The organism is Rickettsia felis URRWXCal2, from assembly GCA_000012145.1.
Lineage (GTDB): Bacteria > Pseudomonadota > Alphaproteobacteria > Rickettsiales > Rickettsiaceae > Rickettsia > Rickettsia felis.
Genome location: CP000053.1, coordinates 515,884 through 535,140, shown reverse-complemented (window position 1 = coordinate 535,140; position 19,257 = coordinate 515,884). Strand labels below are relative to the sequence as shown.

Here is a 19,257-nt window from a genome sequence, read left to right as displayed (position 1 = left end):
ATTGTTACGGTACAATTTCTAAAAAAATCTATAATGCCTTTGATAAAAGTAAAATTATGTCTTTTGTTTCTGCTTTAAAAAAAGGAATAATATATCACAAACACGGAGTAAACGGAGTTAAGCTTATTAAGGACAATGCTTTTAAAGCTAAGTGGGACTGTGATGATCGACTATTTACAAATATATTATATTTTAACGAACAAGGATTATTATTAAAGTTTGATGAGTATGGTAACCATGCTGAAGTAAAAAAGTTTATTAGCGGTCATCATTTGGAATTCTATAATGTGGGGTAACATTTATGTCATTCCTGCGTGGCATTGCCTGCGTGTATATCGATGTCATTCCTGCGAAAGTAGGAATCCAGTAAAACCGACAAAAAGCTTGTTTTTTTAGGTTTATTTTGTCAATATTAAGACTATTTTTTCTGGATTCCCGCTTTCGCGGGAATGACATAAAGAGTATTTACCGGTCCACGCAGCCTATGGCTGTAGCTCATGACGATATCTATATTTAATGAACAATGCCTAAAACTTAGGATAATTTAATAGCAGAACTTAAATAATCATTACCGTATTTCTCAATATAATCATCATATTTACCTTTAAAATCAACAATATTTTTCCTATGGGAAAGAGCAATAATTCTTGTTGCTATTGATTTTGCAAAATCACGATCGTGCGTTACTAATATTACCGTACCCTCAAAATCAATTAAAGCTTTTTTAAGGGCTTCTCTTGACTCTATATCAAGATGGTTTGTCGGTTCATCAAGAACCAAAATATTGCTTTTTTCTAGCATCATTTTAGCAAGTAATAACCTTGCACCCTCACCGCCGCTTAAACTTAAAATATTTTTAATTACTTCATCACTACGGAATAATACTTGTCCGAGCGTATTTCTAATAGTATTTTCCGTTTCCTTTTCGGATTGCTTTTTGAGCCAATCAATAATACTAATATTTTCATTAAGTAGCTCATGATGGTCTTGAGCGAAATAAGATATTTGTGATTCATATCCCCACTCATGGCTACCTTGATCTGCTGATATTTTATTCATTAAGATTTTTAACAAAGTAGATTTACCAATACCGTTTGCACCGATAATAATAATTTTCTCACCTCGTGATACACTAAAGCTCACTTTATTTAATATTTGCTTATTCTCAAAATCTTTAGTTATTTGATCGATTTTTAATACTAATTTTCCTGAATTTCTTAGTTGTTTAAATCTAAATAACGGACTAATTCTTGAAGATTTCTGTATATCCGGTAATTCTATTTTCTCTAGCTGCTTTTCTCTAAAGGTACTTTGCCTTGCTCTTGTTCCGGCTCTAAATTTATCAACCCAAGCCTGCATATTTTCTATTTTCTTTTCTAAGAAATTTCGCTCACTTAGCTTTTGAGCAGCTATTATCTGCTTTTCCTAAACAAAATTATCATAATTATCTGTATATAGTTTTATTTCTCCATAATCTATGTCCAAAATATCCGTTGCAACATTATTTAAAAAAGCTAAATCATGCGATATAAAAATTAATATTCCCTTAAAAGAATTTTTTAAATAATTCTCAAGCCAATATATTGAAATAATATCTAAGTGATTTGTAGGTTCATCGAGTAGTAAAATATCCGGATTATTAAATAGACTTTGTGCAAGTAAAACACGAAGCTTATAACCTCTTGATAACGCAGAAAGCGGTTCGTAATGATATTTTTCGGCTATTCCAAGACCTACAAGTAAACTAGCTGCAAAAATTTCAGCGGTATAACCATCATTGTCGTATATTATTTGTTCAAGCTCACCAAGCTTATACCCATCTTCATCGCTACATTCTTGTCTATTTAATATCTCTTCTTTTTCCTGTAAAGCTTTCCATAGCTCCTTATTCCCTGCTATTACCGTATCTATAATTTTAGTATTTTCATAAAGAAATTGATCTTGTTTTAAACAACCTACTTTAGAGTTTTTAGGTATGTTAATAATATCGCCGAAAGCCGGCTCTTCTTCCTTAGTTAAAACTTTGAAAAAAGTTGTTTTACCTGCTCCGTTAGCACCTACTAAACCATATCTTTTATTATTTTTAATATGCAAACTTACATCGGTAAATAGTATTCTTGCACCATAACTCATGGCTAAATCGTTTATAATAATCATATTTTTAGATGTCGTGGTTAAATTTAGGAATAATTGAAAAGGTTTTAGAAAAGTTATAAATATTTAATATTTCTTCAACAACTCAAGAACTTTTGCAAAATCTACTATATATTCTTCTTTTTTTTCTAAATCTTTAAGTTTGAGGCTATTATTTGCTTGTTCTTCGTCACCTATGAAAATAATAAATTTAGCATTTTCATTAAGAACGCGTTGTATTCTTTTAGCTATTTTACCTACGGGATCTATAATAGTAGAAATATTTTGTAAGCGTAATTTATCTACAATTTCTAAAGCATAGCAAATATTATTTTCGCCTATAGGTAATACAAATACCGGCTTAACTTCAGATATATTATATTCCCGCATTAAAGCAATTCTCTCGATACCGGCAGCAAAACCGATAGCCGGTACATCATCATTATTACCCATAATTTTAGCAAGCCCGTCATAACGTCCGCCGGCCAAAATAGTAGATTGGCTCCCTAGCTTTTTCGTAGTGAATTCAAAAGCAGTATGGCAATAGTAATCAAGCCCTCGAACTAAACGAGGATTTATGACATATTTCACGCCTAAAATATCTAGATACTTTATTAACTCTTCAAAATATTCTTTGGACTCATCAGTATAATATTCAGATAAAATCGGAGCAGCAGCTATTATTTTTTGATCAATTTCGCTTTTAGAATCAAGAATCCGCATTGGGTTTTTGGTCAGCCTTATTTTGCTTTCTTCCGATAATTGATCTTTAAAATCATTTAGATATTCTACCAGTTTTTGCTGATAAACGCTTCTTGATTCACTACATCCAAGAGAATTCAGCTCTAAGATAGTATCCTGCTCTATTTCAAGTGCTTTTAATATATCAACGGCTAACTTCAAAGTTTCGGCATCGGTAATAGCTCCTTTAGCACCGATATACTCGTAATTTAGTTGGTGGAATTGACGTTGACGCCCTGCTTGCGGTCTATCATAACGAAAAACAGGACCGGTAGAGAAAAACTTTAAGGGCAATTTATGTTGTAAGCCGTTTGAGATGAAACTTCTTATAATACCTGCCGTAAATTCAGGTCTAAGAGCTACGGATTCATTGCTTTTATCTAAAAAACTGTAGATTTCTTTACTGATTACGTCAGAACTTTCGCCCATAGAGCGGTTAAAGACTTTGGTATACTCAAGTATTGGGATACTCATTTGCTTATAGCCGTACAATACCCCAACATCCCTTGCTTTGTTAATTATATAGTCGTGAACTTTATAATCATCCGGCAAAAGATCTTTCATTCCTCGGAGTGGTTGCAGCTTTTCAGTCATTTGCTTAATTTTGTGGTTTTGTTGTGTGGCTCTAGTGTGTTTCCTAGAGGTTTTGTTGTACCTCTCTTATGTCATTCCCGCGAAAGCGGGAATCCAGAAAAAGTAAGACAATTTGAAGCTTCTTATAGTATTTGTTTTTTAATTACTGGATTCCCGCTTTCGCGGGAATGACCTAAAACGATCCATGTAACAATGCCTTCAGTCGCCTAGTTCATGACAACTCGGGTATCCTATAATAAACGAAAAATAAGTAGACGACGCCAATTTTTCAAATTAAACGAGTATACCTAATTTTGCTCTTTTTTCATAAAGAACGATCTTATAATATATAAAACAAATATTGTAATAAACCAATATATTAATGCACGACCTGCAGTTAATAGATTAAATTCACCGTCATATATTTGAATAAATAGTAAGTATGCACAAGCAATTAAAATAAACGGTACAATAATAAATACTAAAGGACATCTAAAAGGTCTTTGTGCTTCAGGTAATCTTATCCTAAATAATACCACTATTATTGTGACGGTTATATAATCAATTAATGCTCCCATTGAAGTTAATTGAGTTAATAATTCCGTAGAGCAAAATCCTCCAAGGATAGCAGCTAAAGAAGCAAATATTATAATCGTAATATACGGGCTATCATATTTTGGGTGCAATTTTGCAAAACTTTTCGGTAGTAAACCGTCACGTGCAATAGCATAAAAAATACGAGAAGTACCGTAAATATTCATCATCAACACCGTCATCATACCACAAACCGCACCAGTTGCAACAATAGCAGAGCCAATCTTGCTATTATTGATAGTTAAAGCATAAGCAAGTGGTTGATCGTTATTTAACTGATCAAAAGGTGCAATACCGGTCACAAGCCCTGCCATTGTTACATAAACTATAGTAGTTAAAACAAGCGAGCCGATAATACCAATCATTATATCACGCTTTGGATTTTTACATTCTTCAGCTGCAGTTGCAATCGTTCCAAAACCTGTAAAAGCTAGGAATAAAATAGATGCACCTACTAAAACATTGCTAAAACCGAAAGGCATAAAATTGCTCCAGTTAGTAGCATCGAAATGAGGAGCAGCAGCGAGTACAAATACAAATATTGCAGCCATTTTTATGAAAACTAAAATTGCATTTAACCGCTTACTATCTTTAGTCCCTAAATATAAAATAAATCCAATAAATACTGAAATTAAAAAAGCTGGTAAATTTATTATACCGCCATTTGTCGACACCGTAGTTAATTCCATCGGCAAATGAATTCCACCTGCCGCAAGTATTCCTTGTACGTAACCCGACCAGCCTGCAGCTACTATTCCTGCAGCAACACCGAGTTCTAATATTATAACGCTACCGATCATCCAAGCAAATACTTCACCAAATGCAACATAAGAGTAAGTATAAATACTTCCGGAAGTTGGAAGCATTGCAGCAAGTTCGGTATAAACAAGTGCTACGAAAATACAGGTAATACCGGCAATTGCATAAGATACCATTACTGCAGGTCCTGAATATTTAGCAGCAATTATACCGGTAACAACGAATACGCCGGTACCAATCATTGCACCAAGACCCAGTAATATTAAATCGAATGCTCCAAGCGTCTTGCTAAGACCGCTTGAGCTACCTATCTCTTTTACTGATTCAAAACTTTTCTTCCTTAAAAAACTCATTAGTTTCTCCTGTTTTAGTGAGCTTATTTTGTATTGCCTAATGTAATAATTTTTTCGTCATTGCGAGCAGCCATAGGCTGCGTGGCAATCTCATGAAATAATACTCCTGAGATTGCTTCGTCAAAACTTACAGTTTTTCCTCGCAATGACGGATTTATGAAAAAATAATTACCTTATATCTCTAGTAATCCACCCGCCGCCGAGTACTCTTTCGCCAGCATAAATAACGCATGCTTGCCCAGGGGCAACGGCTTTTTCTTCGGATAAAAATTTTACTTTCATTTTATCATCGTCGAGTTTGCTTATTTCGGCTAGACGAGGCGGTCTTGTCGAACGAATTTTAACTTCTACTTCTAGCTTTTCATTATCTTTAATCTCATCTGCAAGCCAGTTTATGTTTTTAATTATAAACTCCTGCACATGTAATGCAGACTCCGGTCCTACATATACTATATTGTCCTTAGGATCAATCTTTACTACATATAAAGGCTCGTTATAAGCTATACCAAGGCCACGACGTTGCCCTATAGTATAATTAATTATACCGCTATGCTCTCCTAGCTCAAACCCGTTTACATGAATAATTTTGCCGCTTTCGCTTGCTCCCGGACGTATTTTATTTATTACACTCTTATAATTTCCATCAGGTACGAAGCAAATGTCTTGGCTGTCGGGCTTATCTGCTACCTCAAGCCCAAATTTACTAGCAAGCCTACGTGTTTCATCCTTAGTAAGCCCTCCAAGAGGGAAGCTTAAATATTCGAGCTGCTCTTTAGTTGTCGTAAATAAAAAATAACTTTGATCTTTTGCCGGATCAAGTCCCGTATGTAACTCCGCTCCGTTATCGCCATTTACTTTTCGTACATAATGACCGGTAGCAAGCTGAGCTGCTCCAAGTTCCCTAGCCGTTTTAATTAGATCTCTAAACTTCACCGACTTATTACATTGCACACATGGCAGCGGGGTTTCACCTTGTAAATAGCTATCGACGAAATTATCTATTACCGACTCTTTAAACTTACTCTCATAATCAAGTACGTAATGGGGAATACCTAGCTTATTTGCTACCATTTTAGCATCGTAAATATCCTGACCGGCACAACAGGCATTTTTTTTCCCTACTGCCATACCGTGATCATATAGCTGCAAGGTAATACCTATAACATTATGTCCCTGTTCATGCAACATTGCGGCAACCGCCGAACTATCAACCCCGCCTGACATCGCGACAACTATAGTAGACTGCTTATCCCCTAAATTAATCATATCAACCTTAAACAAACAGCAAATTATACTAAATTTATAATTAAATTACAACACTATCTTTTAATATATTAAAATGCTATAATCTGCGTTGTTTAATAATTATCAATTAGTCATGATCTACTGTCATACCGTGGTCAAGCCACGGTATGACACCGAATGCGTTTTTCGATCCACACCACAAGACACGTAGCTTAAAAAATTAAAAATCATATGTTATTTAAAATATTATACAAAACGATTATTACATTAGCTCTAATTTATTTCGTACTGATTATCTTAGAATATGCACGCCAAGGTTTTATTAATGATTTATCATTACAAAAAGTAGATTTATCTATTCAGAATTCTATAAAAGAGCCTATTTATTTAGTTTCTTATGCCGACGGTCCGGAATATGTTTATCGTAATCAAAATGCTACTACTCACTATGCGATTAATAATGGTATAGATTTCATATTTAACTATAAGAAAAAGCATATAAATCAAGCATTTATAGAAAAAAATCAAGAAATTTTTAATGAACCGGCAGGAGCGGGGTTATGGCTATGGAAGCCTTATATTATACTTGAAACAATGAAAAATGCACCAGAAGGAGCTATTATAATATATTTAGATTCAGCTTTTGTTATTAAAAAACATATCAGTAATTTAACAAATCTTTTAGGCGATAATGATATATTACTGGTACATGATCGCGATCGTAAAAACGGTAATTTTGTTAAAGGCGAAACTTTTGCTTTAATGGATTGTCTGAACGAAGAATGTAGAAATAACGATCATATTTGGAGTGCCATTATTGTTGTGCGTAATACCGAACTTTCTCGTTCTTTTATTGAAAAATGGCTAAGAAGTTGTGAAGATATTAGAATTCTTTCAGGCAAAGATTATAATATTCATCCTAATTACGATGAATATAAATGGCATCATTCTGACCAATCGGTACTTAGCCTTATATATCACAAAAATCCACAATCGGTTAAAGTAATAGAATATGAAGAAACAGCACCTTTCTTATCTTGGTTTCACCGTAAATATTCAAATAGCTCACCGTTAAAGCCATGGTATAGCATATACGGTATAGAACCTATAATTAATTTTAATACTAACGGCAAAGTTTTACCTTCTACCGCTCTTATAAACACTCCACTGATTGTTAGGCTTCGTAAATGGATTATATCGAACATCAATAATGAGCATTGCCTGCGTGGATACCGTGCCGTCATTGCGAGCAGCCATAGGCTGCGTGGCAATCTCATGAAATAACAACAAACTTCTGAGATTGCTTCGTCAATACTTCGTATTTCCTCGCAATGACGCTATCTCTCTTACTTTAAAGAAGCTATAAGATAAAGTAAGTACTTTAATGTCTTGCATTTCAGGGTCAAGCTCAAAATCTTTATCTATATAAAATGTAACCGGCATTAAGACTTTTTCGTCGGCTTTTAATAATTGTTCTTCAAAACAAAAACAATGAATTTTTACGAAATATTTTCCTGCTTTATTTGGAGTAACATTATATACGGAAGTACCTATTATATCGTTATTGCTTAGATTTTCCGTTTCATAGAATACTAGAGTATTCTGCCCCGGAACAATTTGCACTCTTTGTTGCCTGGGAATAAACCGCCAAGGTAAATCTTTATCAACATTAGCATCAAACTCGATAATTATAGGTTTAGTGCCTTTTACCTTAGAATATACACTCACCGTTTCTTTTGCAGTAGTACCTCCATATCCCGTAACTTTACAAAATAAATTATAGATAGGTACGGAAGCAAAACTTAGTAACACCATACTAATTATTAATCCTAGCAAGGAAAAGGCTAAATTTTTATTGGATTTTTTAGACATTATTTGATTTTATTTAAAAATACTCTAGAAAAAGTTTATTTTAGATCATATATATGTTAGTATAAAGAAAAATAGTAAGGTTGGTATGACTAATAATATTAATGCATTAGCAATCTCTAGCGAATCAGGATTTTATAGCTACTTACAGAAAATCAATAAAATTCCTTCACTTACGCAAGAAGAAGAATTTTTATTAGCGAAATCCTATTTAGAAGAGAATGATTTACAAGCTGCACATAAATTAGTAACGAGCCATCTTAAACTTGTTGCAAAAATTGCAAGTGGCTATAGAACTTACGGTCTTCCTATTACTGAATTGGTTTCAGAAGGTAATATAGGTTTAATGCAGGCAGTAAAAAAATTCAACCCCGAACTCGGTTTTCGCCTATCAACATATGCAATGTGGTGGATTAAAGCCGCTATTCAAGAATATATATTAAAATCTTGGTCATTAGTAAAGATGGGAACAACGGCTGCACAAAAAAAATTATTTTTTAGCCTTAATAAAATTAAGCATAAAATTACCAATTTATACTCAAGGGCTATTACTGCCGACGATTTCATACAAATAGCAGATGAGCTGGGCGTTTCGGTTAATGAAGTTTCTGAGATGAATACTAGAATTTCAGGTCCTGATTTATCGTTAAATAACCCTATAAATAGCGACGATGCAGAATCAGGAGAATTAATAGAATTATTACCAGAAACACGCCCTACTCCCGAAACTATAGCTATTAATAAGCAAGACTCTACCGGTAAAAGGAAGTTACTATCAAATGCTATGAAGATTTTAAATGATAGAGAACTTCGTATTTTTACAGAGCGTAAATTAACGGATACTCCTAAAACTCTAGATATTCTAAGCAATGAGTATAATATTTCTAAGGAACGTATTAGACAAATAGAGAATACGGCTTTTGAAAAAATAAAAAAGTTTATCTTAAACCATAGTGGTCAAGTGGCTTAGCATTCTTACTCGTCATTGCAAACGGGTGTTGTTGCGTGGATACCCAAACCGTCATTGCGAGGAGAATTGCGTAGTAATTCGACGAAGCAATCTCAGGAGTATTATTTCATGAGATTGCCACGCTCCTTTTAGTCGTGGTGTTGTTGCATGGCTCGCAAGGCATTGTTGCATAGACCTGCTTTTCCGTCATTGCGAGAAGAATTACGTAGTAATTCGACGAAGCAATCCAGTTAAAAATTCTGATTTACAGAATTTTTTTATTATTTTTTCTGGATTGCAGCAAAGCTTCGCTCCTCGCAATGACGATTAGATATCCACGCGGGAATGACACCGAGGGCATTTTTTGAGCCATACAACAACGCCTTTAGTCGCTCGCAATGACAATAATGACAAAAAAATCAATTCAGCACGCCTGACCATTCAGGATCAGAAGCATCCGCCGGTGTTATAATTTCTCTTTCATTATGACCTGTTAGGTCAATTGCAAAAATTTTATTTTTCCCCGGAGCTTTAGCTCTCGACGGCCAACCTTTAGCAAACATAATAACTCGTCCGTTAGGCGACCAACAAGGGCTTTCGACTAAATATCCGCTTGTTATTATTCTTTCACTATTCTCATCATCTTGGGGGCATGCTTTCATAATTCCGATATTAAAAGTTTTTCCTTCAGCTCCTCTAGTAATTTTAGTGAATGCTATATAGTCTCCTCTAGGCGACCAACTAGGAGCAGTGTATGAACCTCCACCGAAACTAATACGTTGAACGTCACTTCCGTCCGAATTCATGATATATAATTGAGGCACACCGTTTCTATCAGAATTATACACAATTTTTTTACCGTCCGGTGAATAGCTAGGAGAGGTATTAATACCGAAGCCGTCAGTTAATTTATGAAGCCGTTTAGTAGCAAGGTCAATTTCATAAATATGCGTCGAGCCGTTTTTAGCTATCGACATTACGGCTTTTCTACCGTCCGGTGAGAATCTAGGGGCAAAAGATATACCGGAAAAGTCACCTACTACGCTTTCTTTACCTGTTTTTAAATCCTTTTCATAAACAAGAGCTCTTCTTTTAGTTGCGTATGAAACATAAAAAATCTTATCCGCTGAACGAGCAAATCTTGGGGTTAATACTAGTGACTTTCCATTGGTAAGGTATTTATTATTAGCCCCGTCATAATCCATCAAAGCAATTCTTTTTATTTTCGGTAAAGAAGTGCTTTCTGATACATACACTATTTTAGTATCAAAATAACCGGCATCACCGGTAATTTTTTCATAAATTTTATCGGCAATTTTATGTGCTGCTCTTCGCCATAAATTTTCCGGTGCTTCAAGAATTTCGCCGGCAAGCTGTTTTTCAAGCAATGTATCCCATAATATAAAGCTAATTTTAAGCTTACCGCTTTCTAGTTTTTTAACTTCACCGTTTACTAAAAGGCTAGCATTAATTTGACGCCATGCAGCAAAAAGCGGTTTATATTCTATTCCTGTCTTCTCTTCTATAAAAGATGCAGAGGAAATAGGACGAAATAACCCCGAAAGCTTTAAATCATTAGAGATAACTTTCACCACATCGTGACCTACTACGTCATCAGCAGAACTATCGGCATTAAATTTATTAACTGCTATAGGCGTAGGATCAGCACGCCCATGCTCAATATTTATTGTTTCAAGTGCATAACCTTTAAAGCTAAATAATAGTGATAGTATAAAATATATAATATTTCTCACTCAAAATACTCCTTATTTATAATTAACGTCATTGCGAGCGGGCATTGCCCACGTGGATCGGCTTTATCTGTCATTGCGAGGAAATTGCATAGCAATTGACGAAGCAATCTCAGGAGTATTATTTCATGAGATTGCCACGTCGCTTCGCTCCTCGCAATGACGATTTGGTGTCCACACAATGACATCTTGCAAAGTTATCCAAAAATCTTCATTAACTCTTCCCACTCTCTCTTAGTCATACCACTACTCTCATGGGTGACTTTTTCACCTTTTATCATTCTTTTGATTACGTCTAAACCTTTACGTGAAATATTTGCTCCCTGCAAACGATATTCCTCAAAAGCTTCGTAAGTAAAAGGAACCCAAGCTTTGACTATCTCAAGCATTTTTTCAGCATAAACTCTAATTTCATATTGTGCGTGAGGGTCGGCACGTAACCTTAAAAAATGAAGTAAATTATGTAAATTAATTTTCCAATACCATTCCGTATAATAATTTAAAGTTAAATTCATACGGGCAAGCTCTCTTGCTATTCCTGTGTTATTCTCATCTATAATATTACCATCTTCATCGGCATTCATTAGCTCTTTATAATGCCCGTAACACTGTTTAGCATCTTCTTCTAAAATTGCAAGAACCTTTTCAGCCCCTTCTTTCGGTAAGCTATCCCCCTCCCTACATTGTTTATTTACGGCAGATTGGGAAGCAATATTTGCCGGTTCTGGTAAATAAAATTCGTTGCCTAAAATAGAGTATCTTGCCGAATATTCGTTAACACTAGCTGTTCTATGCCTAATCCATTGTCTTGCAATAAATATCGGTAATTTAATATGGAACTTGATATCGCACATCTCAAAAGGAGTAGTATGATAATGACGAAGCAAGTAGTTTATCAGCCCTTTATCTTGATTTAGCTGCTTCGTACCCTTACCGTAAGATACGCGTGCTGCTTGTACTATAGCACTATCATCTCCCATATAATCGATAACTCTAATAAAACCGTGATCCAACACTTTTATAGGCTCGTATAAGATTTCTTCAAGTGCCGGAACTGTTACTCTTTTCGTGGTGTTGTGCATTCTATCCTCTGTATTCTTTAATTATCATAATAATGATTCCACATCCTCAATATTTTTATTCTTTTATTTTTTTCATCAACTTCATAAAATAATCTATGTTGTATATTAATTCTTCGTGAATACATCCCTACATGTTCCCCTAAAAGCTTTTTATATGGAGGTGGAGTTTGAAAAGGATTTTGAGTTATTAAATCCAAAAGCTGTAAGCAAATCTCTTTATGATTTGATTTTATAATTTTCTTAAAATCTTTTTTCGCATCATGCGTATAATATAATGTATACACTATAACTAATCTAATTTTGTACTACATTCGGAGTAAGGTGTATTTCTGCCCTTGAGTAAGGATTCACTTAATTTTTTATTTGACGATACTAATAAAGTTTCTTGTATATCTTCCCAATCTTCTTCAGAAATTAATATAGCATTATTCCTTTTTCCTTTTATTAAAGTTGGTTGATGATATAGCGTAACTTCATCAATCAGCTTATTAATATATTTAGATTCTTCATTTGTAACTAAATGGTTCATATATTTTACCTTTTTATTTCACGACAAATAACTATATAAATTCTTACCGTTTCTTTTTAGCCATAATTTTGCCGGTTGGTATTCAGGATATATATCCTCAACTAACTCCCAAAAATTTTCACTATGATTCATTTCTTTTAAATGTGCCATTTCATGAGCTACTAAATATTTCAGTACTTCAAAGGGAGCAAAAACTACTCGCCAATTAAAAGCAAGATTCCCTTTGCTACAACAGCTTCCCCAGCGAGTAACATTTTCCATTATTCTAATATTGGAATAAGTCAAATTATGTTTTTTAGATATATTCTCTACTATTATTTTTATTTCTGCTAATAATGTCTTTTTAAGGAATACTTCTATACTAAGTTTTTTTAGTACCGTACTGCAATATACTTCTAACGTAGAATCATTTAGTTTTATCTGATTTTTAGACGAATCAATATGTATTATTTCATAAGATTTTCCCAAAATAGAAATCTTATCTTTATCCTTTGGTATCACAGTTACATTACGGCGTAATTTTTGCCTAACCCAATATTCTTTACTTAACAGAAAATTATGACCTTTCTCTAGCTTTGCCTTAAGAGGCAATACAAGCTCTGCACCTTTAGGCGTAATTCGTATGGCTATATTTTTAGCTTTACCACTCCTCCTTACTATAACATTTTGAGGTTCACCGTATTTAGTAAGAGTAATAAAATCTTCCATTTAAAATTCTATATATTTACTAGGATCAACCGCTATTTTGTTTTTACGCATCGCAAAATATAACTTATGTTCTACATGTCCGATAACACTATTTTTAGTAATTTTATCACCTTTTTTAAGTAACAAATCGTCTAAACTCGCATATGCTACTTCTAAATCGTCTTTATCTAACTTAACTATTACTAAATTACCGAATTGTTTATTAAAACCTGAATATATTACCGTTCCTGCCTCTATCGATTTAACTTCGCTATATTCTTTAGCGGCAATATCTATCCCCTTACTTTTACCGGCTTTAAACTCGGTAATAATTACCCCGTTTAACGGTTTTACAAAGCTTGACTGCTCTATCTCTTCTTCATCTTCATTCCGAGATATAGGAATCTCAATATCATCATTATCATCTTCTATAATTTTTGCCTTTGGTTCTTCAAGTCTACCGCTAACTTTTTCTGATACGGAATCGTCTTCCATAGTTCTTTGAACTATCAACCCCTCATCGTGTTCTAATTCGGTAGAATTATTATTCGCAGTAACATCTCCTACTTTATACTCAATTGGAGCAGGCGGCTGTTCAACACAAGCAACTAAACAAAAACATATAACAATACTAAGTGCAACAGAATATTTCATATATTTAACAAAACTATTATTTACATTAGAAAACAAATCTTACATAGTATATAATTTTTATCATTATTTTCCATCAAAAAATTAACTATGAAAACTTATAATATTGTCATAGCTAGTGATGATCACTCAGGTTATGAGCTTAAGTCTGAAATTATCAATTATTTAGAGCAGAAATCTTTAAAGGTTTATGACTGCGGAACGAATAATACACAAACCGTCGATTATCCTGATTATGCTAAGAAAGTAGTAGATATTATTATTGAAAAATCAGCTCCTATCGGTATTTTAATTAGTGATACAGGAATTGGTATGTCTATAGCCGCTAATCGTAGCTCGGAAATAAGAGCAGCTTTGTGCCATAATATGTTAACCGCTGAAAACGCTAAAGCTCATAATGACGCTAATATCTTAATACTCGGAGCAAAAACCATAGATTACAAAATAGTGTTTGATATTATAGATAAGTTTTTAACCACTAAATTTGAAGGCGGTAGACATAACGTTAGATTGTTAAAAATAAAATAAAAATATATTGACTTTACTCACATTATCTAACATTATTTCACATAGTACTCATGTAAAAATAGTGAAATGAATCTACAAGATTTTCGTATACATAAAAGACTAAATCTTAATCCTTCAGTAATTGAAGAAATTTATACAAAAATTTCTGAAATTGAAGGAATAAAAAATAGTTGGTATATTACGGGACAAATCTTACCTCAAACACTAGATCGTCTTACACGTTCAGTAATTATCACTTCAACCGGCTCCTCCAATCGTATTGAAGGTAATAAACTTACTGATGAACAAGTAGAAAATCTATATAAAAATCTAAGTGTTAAAAAATTTAAGACTCGTGATGAGCAAGAAATAGTTGGATATTTAAAGTGTCTTGAATTTATCTTTAATAATTATGAAGAAATTAGTATTACGGAATCATTTATATTAAAGTTACATAGTGATATGTTGGTTCATAGTGAAAAAGACGCAAGACATAAAGGAAATTATAAATTTGGATCAAATCGTGTAGAAGCAAAAGATCATAATGGCAATGTAGTCGGTACGATATTTGATCCAACTCCACCTTATCTAGTAAAAAAAGAAATGCAGGAGTTAATAGATTGGTACAATTGGACGGTTGATAGTAAAACTAAGCACCCTTTAATCATTATTGCTAATTTTATTTTTGAGTATTTAGCAATTCACCCATTTCAGGACAGAAATGGTAGAACGAGCAGATTACTAACTAATTTATTGCTTTTAAAACATGGTTATTTGTTTGTTCAGATTATTTCTCATGAACACATTATTGAAGCAAATAAAATTGATTATTATATGGCACTTAATAAAACTCAAGCTACATGGAAGACAAAATCAGAAGATATTACCGCTTGGTTGATTTTTTTTTAAATGTGGTTAAATCACAAAGTACTAGAGCATTACAAATAATTAAAAATGATAATATAGAGTATTTGTTATCTGCAAAACAACTAATGATGTGGAATTGGATTAATACAAAAGAAATTAACGAATTTAGTCGTAAAGATGCTGTAAATGCACTTGGTTTTCCTGAACGAACTGTTGAGTCTATAATAAAAAATTATCTAATTTAAAACGTTTAGAGCGTCTTGGACAAGGAAAAGCTACACGTTATAAGCTTATTAAGTAAAATATGAATCTTCAAGAATTTAAACAAAAATATAATTACGATGTTGCAACGAAAATGATGCAACAATATCTAGACATTAAATTTGCTCATTTAGATTGTTTACTACTATTTAGAATGGGTGATTTTTATGAGATGTTCTATGAGGATGCAATCTTAGCCAGCAATGTACTCGGTATTGCCTTAACAAAAAGAGGTAAAAACGGTGAAGAAGAAATTGCGATGTGCGGAGTGCCTTATCATGCTCTTGAGAATTATTTAACTAAGTTAATTGAAGAAAATTATAAGGTTGCTATTTGTGACCAGCTTGAAACCCCTGAAGAGGCAAAAAATAGAGGCGGTTATAAAGCGGTAGTTACTAGAGACGTTACACGTATTATAACTCCGGGAACTATAATTGAAGAGAATCTAATTGCTTCAGCCGAACCTAATTATTTAGCAAGTCTTGTAATAACGAAAAATAAAGAAACGGCTAGCCTTTGTTATGTTGATCTTTCTACTTCCGAAATTTTTGTAGTTAATGTACCGGAAGCGGAAATTCTTAATGAGCTGGCTCGTTTAAAGCCTCGTGAAATTCTGCTTAGCGAAAACTTGAGATCTTCTAATCTTGCGGATAGTATTTTCAAACAATTAAATTTTCGTATTACCTATCAGGTTGATAGTTTTTTTGCGATTAATAAATGCGAAAAAATCATTTTAGACTTTTATAAAATGAAAGATATTAAAGGAATCGGTGAGATATCTAGCAGTCAAATTTGTGCCATAGGTAGCATTTTAGAATATTTATCATTAACGCAAAAACAAAATATTCCTCATTTACCAATCCCTAGAATTATCAATTTTCATAGCTATATGACTATTGATTTCGCAACTAGACGCAACCTTGAAATTGTAACAAACTCACAAGGGACCCTGAAAGGAAGTTTACTAAACACTCTCAATCATACGGTTACTAAACAAGGCGGACGTTTACTATATAATTTTCTTTCAAGTCCTTTAACCAACATTGCTAAAATAAATCATCGTTTAAATATTACCGAGTTCTTTTATTCCAACTTAGAAATAGTAAAAAGAATTAGAGAACTTCTAAAAAAAACTAGTGATATAGAACGCTGCCTAACACGTATTACAATGAACAGAAGTTCAGGTCGTGATTTACTTAGTATTAAATATACCTTGGAAGCTGCAACGATTATTAAAGGAGTATTTTTTGACGCTTACGGTTTTAATTTACCTGATTTTATCGAAAAAATTATTAAACCTCTATCAGGTGATGCGGAATTATATAATTTAATAGACGAGAGCATAAGAGAAGATGCACCGAATAATTTAAATGACGGAGGTATAATAAAACATGAATATCATCCGAAAGTAGCCCAATTACATGATTTAATTAATAACGGGAAATTACATATTGAAAAGCTAAAAGATCAATATTGCAAAGAAACGGGCATAGACAGTTTAAAAATATCTCATAATAATGTTATAGGGCTTTTTATCGATATTACCGCTAAAAATGTTAATAAAATCCTTGATCCCAAATTTATTCACCGTCAAACAACGGTTAATAGTGTCCGTTACACTACTACTGAACTACAAAAGCTTGAAAGCGAGTTAGCCAACGCTAAAACCTTAGTAATAAGCTTAGAAAAAGAATTATATGCGGATATTTGTAACCAAGTAATCGAAAAAGCTTCCTATTTACGAATGCTTGCAAGCTCCTTAAGCGGACTTGACGTATTTTGTAATTTTGCTTATATCGCTGATGAATATGATTATGTTAAGCCTGAATTTACCGATGATTTAAGCTTTGATATCGTTAAAGGACGGCATCCTGTAGTAGAAAAAGCACTAAAGCGAGAAAGCAAAAGCTTTGTATATAATGATTGTCATTTATCGGAGTTTGAGCGTATTTGGTTAATTACCGGTCCTAATATGGCAGGTAAAAGTACTTTTTTACGCCAAAACGCCATTATTGCAATCATTGCTCAAATAGGTTCGTTTGTGCCTGCTAAAAGTGCCAAAATAGGAGTAGTCGACAAGATATTTAGCCGAATAGGTGCTGCTGATGACTTAATTAGGGGACAATCAACCTTTATGGCAGAGATGCTTGAAACTTCGGCGATTCTTGCTCAATCTACAAAAAACTCACTAATAATACTTGATGAGGTAGGTAGAGGCACATCCACTTATGACGGTGTATCTATAGCGTGGTCGGTGCTTGAATATATCCATGATAAGCTAAAATGTCGCTGTTTATTTGCAACTCACTATCATGAGCTAACCGTTATGAGTAATTTCCTACCGGCTTTGCAAAATTATACTATTGCTATTGAGGAGTCAGGTAAAGATATTCTGTTTTTGCATAATATTATATCTGGGGCTGCCGATAGATCTTACGGTATTCATGTTGCAGCTTTAGCAGGACTCCCTGCCAGCGTTATAAATAGAGCTGAGCAGATTCTGCTTAAATTTGAGAAAACTTCTACCGGTAAAGGAAAAAATATCTTATCGACGGAATCAAATAATTTGAGTTTGTTTAATCTTGAGCCTAATAAAACTACTATAAGCAGCAAATTAGATGAGCAATTTAGAACTATCGCCCCTGATAAACTATCCCCTAAAGAAGCACTTGAATTGATTTATGAGTTAAAGAAGTTGGTTTGATGTGGGTGTTGGCATTGTTGCATGGATCGATTTTTTCGTCATTGCGAGAAGAATTACGTAGTAATTCGACGAAGCAATCTCAGGAGTATTATTTCATGAGATTGCCACGCAGTCTACGACTGCTCGCAATGACGGGGTGGTATCCACGCAGGCAATGCCTGCTCGCAATGACGACTTAGTATCCACGAAATACAGCCTCCCTTTTCAACCAATATTTACTACAAGCGAAAAAATTGGGGTTAGCAAAATTTTCTTTACCGTAAGTAATTTCTTGTCCGTCACAATCTAAAATATTACCGCCGCCGGCTTTAATCAAAGCATGACCTGCCGCTATGTCCCATTCCATAGTTTGACCGAATTTTGGATATATATCAGCTGCTCCTTCAGCAATTAAGCATAGTTTAATTGAACTGCCTATTGCATTTATTTGACCGAATGAATATTTACTTAAAAATTCTTTAGTATCTTTATTTGAATTATAAAAACCTATTACCGCATTAAGCTCTTCATGTTTAGGTTCATGATTAACAAATATTTCTTTAGAATTCTGTTCGATTTTTAACCGCCCCTGTACATCGGTATAATATAGCTTTGCTGTTTCAGGGTGATATATCAAGCCGATAGTTGGAAGACCGTTTTCAATAAGCCCTATATTTACCGTATATGTACTTTTACCGTTTACATAGCTCCGCGTCCCGTCAATAGGATCGATTAACCAAAAAGTATCACTGCTTAATATAGGTAGCGGCTGCTCTTCACATACTATAGCTATTTTGGGGGTTAAGACTTGTAGAGACTGATAAATTACTTTACTAATTTCCTTATCGGCATTAGTGACTACTGACCCATCTGATTTAATATCAGTCAATATTCCTGCCTTTTTTATATCTAGTGCAACCCTACCGGTATTAATAATTAAATCTTTTAAAGCGGCTATTAAGTTATTATTCATATTATTTATTAAATGCGAATAGCGAATTATTACAGGTGTTCGATGTCATT

Annotated in this window: 21 protein-coding genes and 2 pseudogenes; 7 read left to right on the top strand and 16 right to left on the bottom strand. The window is 33.7% G+C overall.

Going from position 1 to position 19,257, the window contains the following annotated elements:
* Positions 1–56: 56 nt before the first annotated feature.
* A complete protein-coding gene (locus RF_RS10510; protein WP_231564249.1) occupies positions 57–296 on the top strand; it encodes a hypothetical protein in 240 nt (79 codons plus the stop codon).
* 238 nt (positions 297–534) lie between these two features.
* Here the strand turns inward: RF_RS10510 and RF_RS11345 are convergent, their stop codons facing one another.
* The 6 genes from RF_RS11345 to mnmA all read right to left on the bottom strand — a co-directional run bounded on the left by RF_RS11345 (position 535) and on the right by mnmA (position 6,419).
* Complete coding sequence (locus RF_RS11345) at positions 535–1,413, bottom strand: ATP-binding cassette domain-containing protein (RefSeq protein WP_268747327.1); 879 nt, start codon at positions 1,411–1,413, stop codon at positions 535–537.
* 12 nt (positions 1,414–1,425) lie between these two features.
* Positions 1,426–2,157 (bottom strand): ATP-binding cassette domain-containing protein, encoded by a 732-nt coding sequence (locus RF_RS11340; RefSeq protein ID WP_011270831.1) that lies wholly within the window; start codon positions 2,155–2,157, stop codon positions 1,426–1,428.
* Between the two features lie 63 nt (positions 2,158–2,220).
* Positions 2,221–3,468, bottom strand: a complete 1,248-nt coding sequence (gene hisS / locus RF_RS02665; RefSeq protein WP_011270830.1) for a histidine--tRNA ligase — start codon at positions 3,466–3,468, stop codon at positions 2,221–2,223.
* Between the two features lie 287 nt (positions 3,469–3,755).
* A complete protein-coding gene (locus tag RF_RS02660; RefSeq protein WP_011270829.1) occupies positions 3,756–5,153 on the bottom strand; it encodes an amino acid permease in 1,398 nt (465 codons plus the stop codon).
* Positions 5,154–5,176: 23 nt separating this feature from the next.
* Complete coding sequence (locus RF_RS11335) at positions 5,177–5,299, bottom strand: hypothetical protein (protein WP_268747325.1); 123 nt, start codon at positions 5,297–5,299, stop codon at positions 5,177–5,179.
* Between the two features lie 22 nt (positions 5,300–5,321).
* Positions 5,322–6,419, bottom strand: a complete 1,098-nt coding sequence (mnmA, locus tag RF_RS02655) for a tRNA 2-thiouridine(34) synthase MnmA (RefSeq protein WP_011270828.1) — start codon at positions 6,417–6,419, stop codon at positions 5,322–5,324.
* Between the two features lie 210 nt (positions 6,420–6,629).
* Between mnmA and RF_RS02650 the strand changes: the two genes are divergently transcribed.
* The gene (locus RF_RS02650; RefSeq protein ID WP_011270827.1) at positions 6,630–7,682 is read left to right on the top strand and encodes a hypothetical protein; all 1,053 of its coding nucleotides are present in this window, start codon (positions 6,630–6,632) and stop codon (positions 7,680–7,682) included.
* A 24-nt stretch (positions 7,683–7,706) separates the two neighbouring features.
* Here the strand turns inward: RF_RS02650 and RF_RS02645 are convergent, their stop codons facing one another.
* Positions 7,707–8,270 (bottom strand): cytochrome c oxidase assembly protein, encoded by a 564-nt coding sequence (locus tag RF_RS02645; protein WP_011270826.1) that lies wholly within the window; start codon positions 8,268–8,270, stop codon positions 7,707–7,709.
* An 85-nt stretch (positions 8,271–8,355) separates the two neighbouring features.
* Between RF_RS02645 and rpoH the strand changes: the two genes are divergently transcribed.
* Entirely contained in the window at positions 8,356–9,237 is an 882-nt protein-coding gene (gene rpoH, locus RF_RS02640; RefSeq protein ID WP_011270825.1) for an RNA polymerase sigma factor RpoH, read from the top strand.
* Between the two features lie 179 nt (positions 9,238–9,416).
* Here rpoH and RF_RS11925 read toward each other — a convergent pair.
* The 8 genes and pseudogenes from RF_RS11925 to RF_RS02610 all read right to left on the bottom strand — a co-directional run.
* A pseudogene (locus RF_RS11925) lies at positions 9,417–9,504 on the bottom strand (lytic transglycosylase domain-containing protein); the annotation flags it as partial.
* A 131-nt stretch (positions 9,505–9,635) separates the two neighbouring features.
* Entirely contained in the window at positions 9,636–10,970 is a 1,335-nt protein-coding gene (tolB, locus tag RF_RS02635) for a Tol-Pal system beta propeller repeat protein TolB (RefSeq protein ID WP_011270824.1), read from the bottom strand.
* 56 nt (positions 10,971–11,026) lie between these two features.
* A pseudogene (locus RF_RS10505) lies at positions 11,027–11,162 on the bottom strand (polysaccharide polymerase); the annotation flags it as partial.
* 2 nt (positions 11,163–11,164) lie between these two features.
* Positions 11,165–12,049, bottom strand: a complete 885-nt coding sequence (gene thyX / locus RF_RS02630; protein ID WP_011270823.1) for an FAD-dependent thymidylate synthase — start codon at positions 12,047–12,049, stop codon at positions 11,165–11,167.
* Between the two features lie 17 nt (positions 12,050–12,066).
* On the bottom strand, positions 12,067–12,333 hold the full coding sequence (locus RF_RS02625) for a Txe/YoeB family addiction module toxin (protein WP_011270822.1): 267 nt from the start codon (positions 12,331–12,333) through the stop codon (positions 12,067–12,069).
* A gap of 5 nt (positions 12,334–12,338) precedes the next feature.
* Positions 12,339–12,578: a type II toxin-antitoxin system Phd/YefM family antitoxin gene (locus RF_RS02620; RefSeq protein ID WP_011270821.1), complete on the bottom strand. Its 240-nt coding sequence runs from the start codon at positions 12,576–12,578 to the stop codon at positions 12,339–12,341.
* 18 nt (positions 12,579–12,596) lie between these two features.
* Positions 12,597–13,286 carry a M48 family metallopeptidase gene (locus tag RF_RS02615; protein WP_011270820.1) on the bottom strand — a complete coding sequence of 230 codons (690 nt, stop codon included), beginning with the start codon at positions 13,284–13,286 and terminating at the stop codon, positions 12,597–12,599.
* A complete protein-coding gene (locus RF_RS02610) occupies positions 13,287–13,955 on the bottom strand; it encodes a murein hydrolase activator EnvC family protein (protein ID WP_011270819.1) in 669 nt (222 codons plus the stop codon).
* A 51-nt stretch (positions 13,956–14,006) separates the two neighbouring features.
* On the opposite strand from RF_RS02610, the gene rpiB reads away from it, so the two are divergent.
* The 4 genes from rpiB (at position 14,007) to mutS (ending at position 18,255) form a co-directional block, all read left to right on the top strand.
* Entirely contained in the window at positions 14,007–14,444 is a 438-nt protein-coding gene (rpiB, locus tag RF_RS02605) for a ribose 5-phosphate isomerase B (protein WP_011270818.1), read from the top strand.
* Positions 14,445–14,510: 66 nt separating this feature from the next.
* Positions 14,511–15,332 carry a Fic family protein gene (locus RF_RS02600; protein WP_011270817.1) on the top strand — a complete coding sequence of 274 codons (822 nt, stop codon included), beginning with the start codon at positions 14,511–14,513 and terminating at the stop codon, positions 15,330–15,332.
* Entirely contained in the window at positions 15,314–15,535 is a 222-nt protein-coding gene (locus RF_RS11330) for a hypothetical protein (protein WP_231564250.1), read from the top strand. Before RF_RS02600 ends, RF_RS11330 begins: the two co-directional genes overlap by 19 nt.
* Before the next feature lie 59 nt (positions 15,536–15,594).
* Positions 15,595–18,255: a DNA mismatch repair protein MutS gene (gene mutS / locus RF_RS02595; RefSeq protein ID WP_011270815.1), complete on the top strand. Its 2,661-nt coding sequence runs from the start codon at positions 15,595–15,597 to the stop codon at positions 18,253–18,255.
* 175 nt (positions 18,256–18,430) lie between these two features.
* Here mutS and RF_RS02590 read toward each other — a convergent pair whose 3' ends face one another.
* Positions 18,431–19,207 (bottom strand): 3'(2'),5'-bisphosphate nucleotidase CysQ family protein, encoded by a 777-nt coding sequence (locus RF_RS02590; protein WP_011270814.1) that lies wholly within the window; start codon positions 19,205–19,207, stop codon positions 18,431–18,433.
* Positions 19,208–19,257 lie beyond the last annotated feature (50 nt).

Excerpts from the sequence above, each read along its gene's own strand:
- RF_RS02615 (WP_011270820.1), bottom strand. The coding sequence starts at position 13,286 with ATGGAAGATTTTATTACTCTTACTAAATACGGTGAACCTCAAAATGTT.
- RF_RS10510 (WP_231564249.1), top strand. The coding sequence starts at position 57 with ATGTCTTTTGTTTCTGCTTTAAAAAAAGGAATAATATATCACAAACAC.
- RF_RS02600 (WP_011270817.1), top strand. The coding sequence starts at position 14,511 with ATGAATCTACAAGATTTTCGTATACATAAAAGACTAAATCTTAATCCT.
- RF_RS02590 (WP_011270814.1), bottom strand. The coding sequence starts at position 19,207 with ATGAATAATAACTTAATAGCCGCTTTAAAAGATTTAATTATTAATACC.
- RF_RS11340 (WP_011270831.1), bottom strand. The coding sequence starts at position 2,157 with ATGATTATTATAAACGATTTAGCCATGAGTTATGGTGCAAGAATACTA.
- RF_RS02660 (WP_011270829.1), bottom strand. The coding sequence starts at position 5,153 with ATGAGTTTTTTAAGGAAGAAAAGTTTTGAATCAGTAAAAGAGATAGGT.
- rpoH (WP_011270825.1), top strand. The coding sequence starts at position 8,356 with ATGACTAATAATATTAATGCATTAGCAATCTCTAGCGAATCAGGATTT.
- RF_RS02645 (WP_011270826.1), bottom strand. The coding sequence starts at position 8,270 with ATGTCTAAAAAATCCAATAAAAATTTAGCCTTTTCCTTGCTAGGATTA.
- hisS (WP_011270830.1), bottom strand. The coding sequence starts at position 3,468 with ATGACTGAAAAGCTGCAACCACTCCGAGGAATGAAAGATCTTTTGCCG.
- thyX (WP_011270823.1), bottom strand. The coding sequence starts at position 12,049 with ATGCACAACACCACGAAAAGAGTAACAGTTCCGGCACTTGAAGAAATC.
- RF_RS02620 (WP_011270821.1), bottom strand. The coding sequence starts at position 12,578 with ATGAACCATTTAGTTACAAATGAAGAATCTAAATATATTAATAAGCTG.
- mutS (WP_011270815.1), top strand. The coding sequence starts at position 15,595 with ATGAATCTTCAAGAATTTAAACAAAAATATAATTACGATGTTGCAACG.
- rpiB (WP_011270818.1), top strand. The coding sequence starts at position 14,007 with ATGAAAACTTATAATATTGTCATAGCTAGTGATGATCACTCAGGTTAT.
- RF_RS02650 (WP_011270827.1), top strand. The coding sequence starts at position 6,630 with ATGTTATTTAAAATATTATACAAAACGATTATTACATTAGCTCTAATT.
- mnmA (WP_011270828.1), bottom strand. The coding sequence starts at position 6,419 with ATGATTAATTTAGGGGATAAGCAGTCTACTATAGTTGTCGCGATGTCA.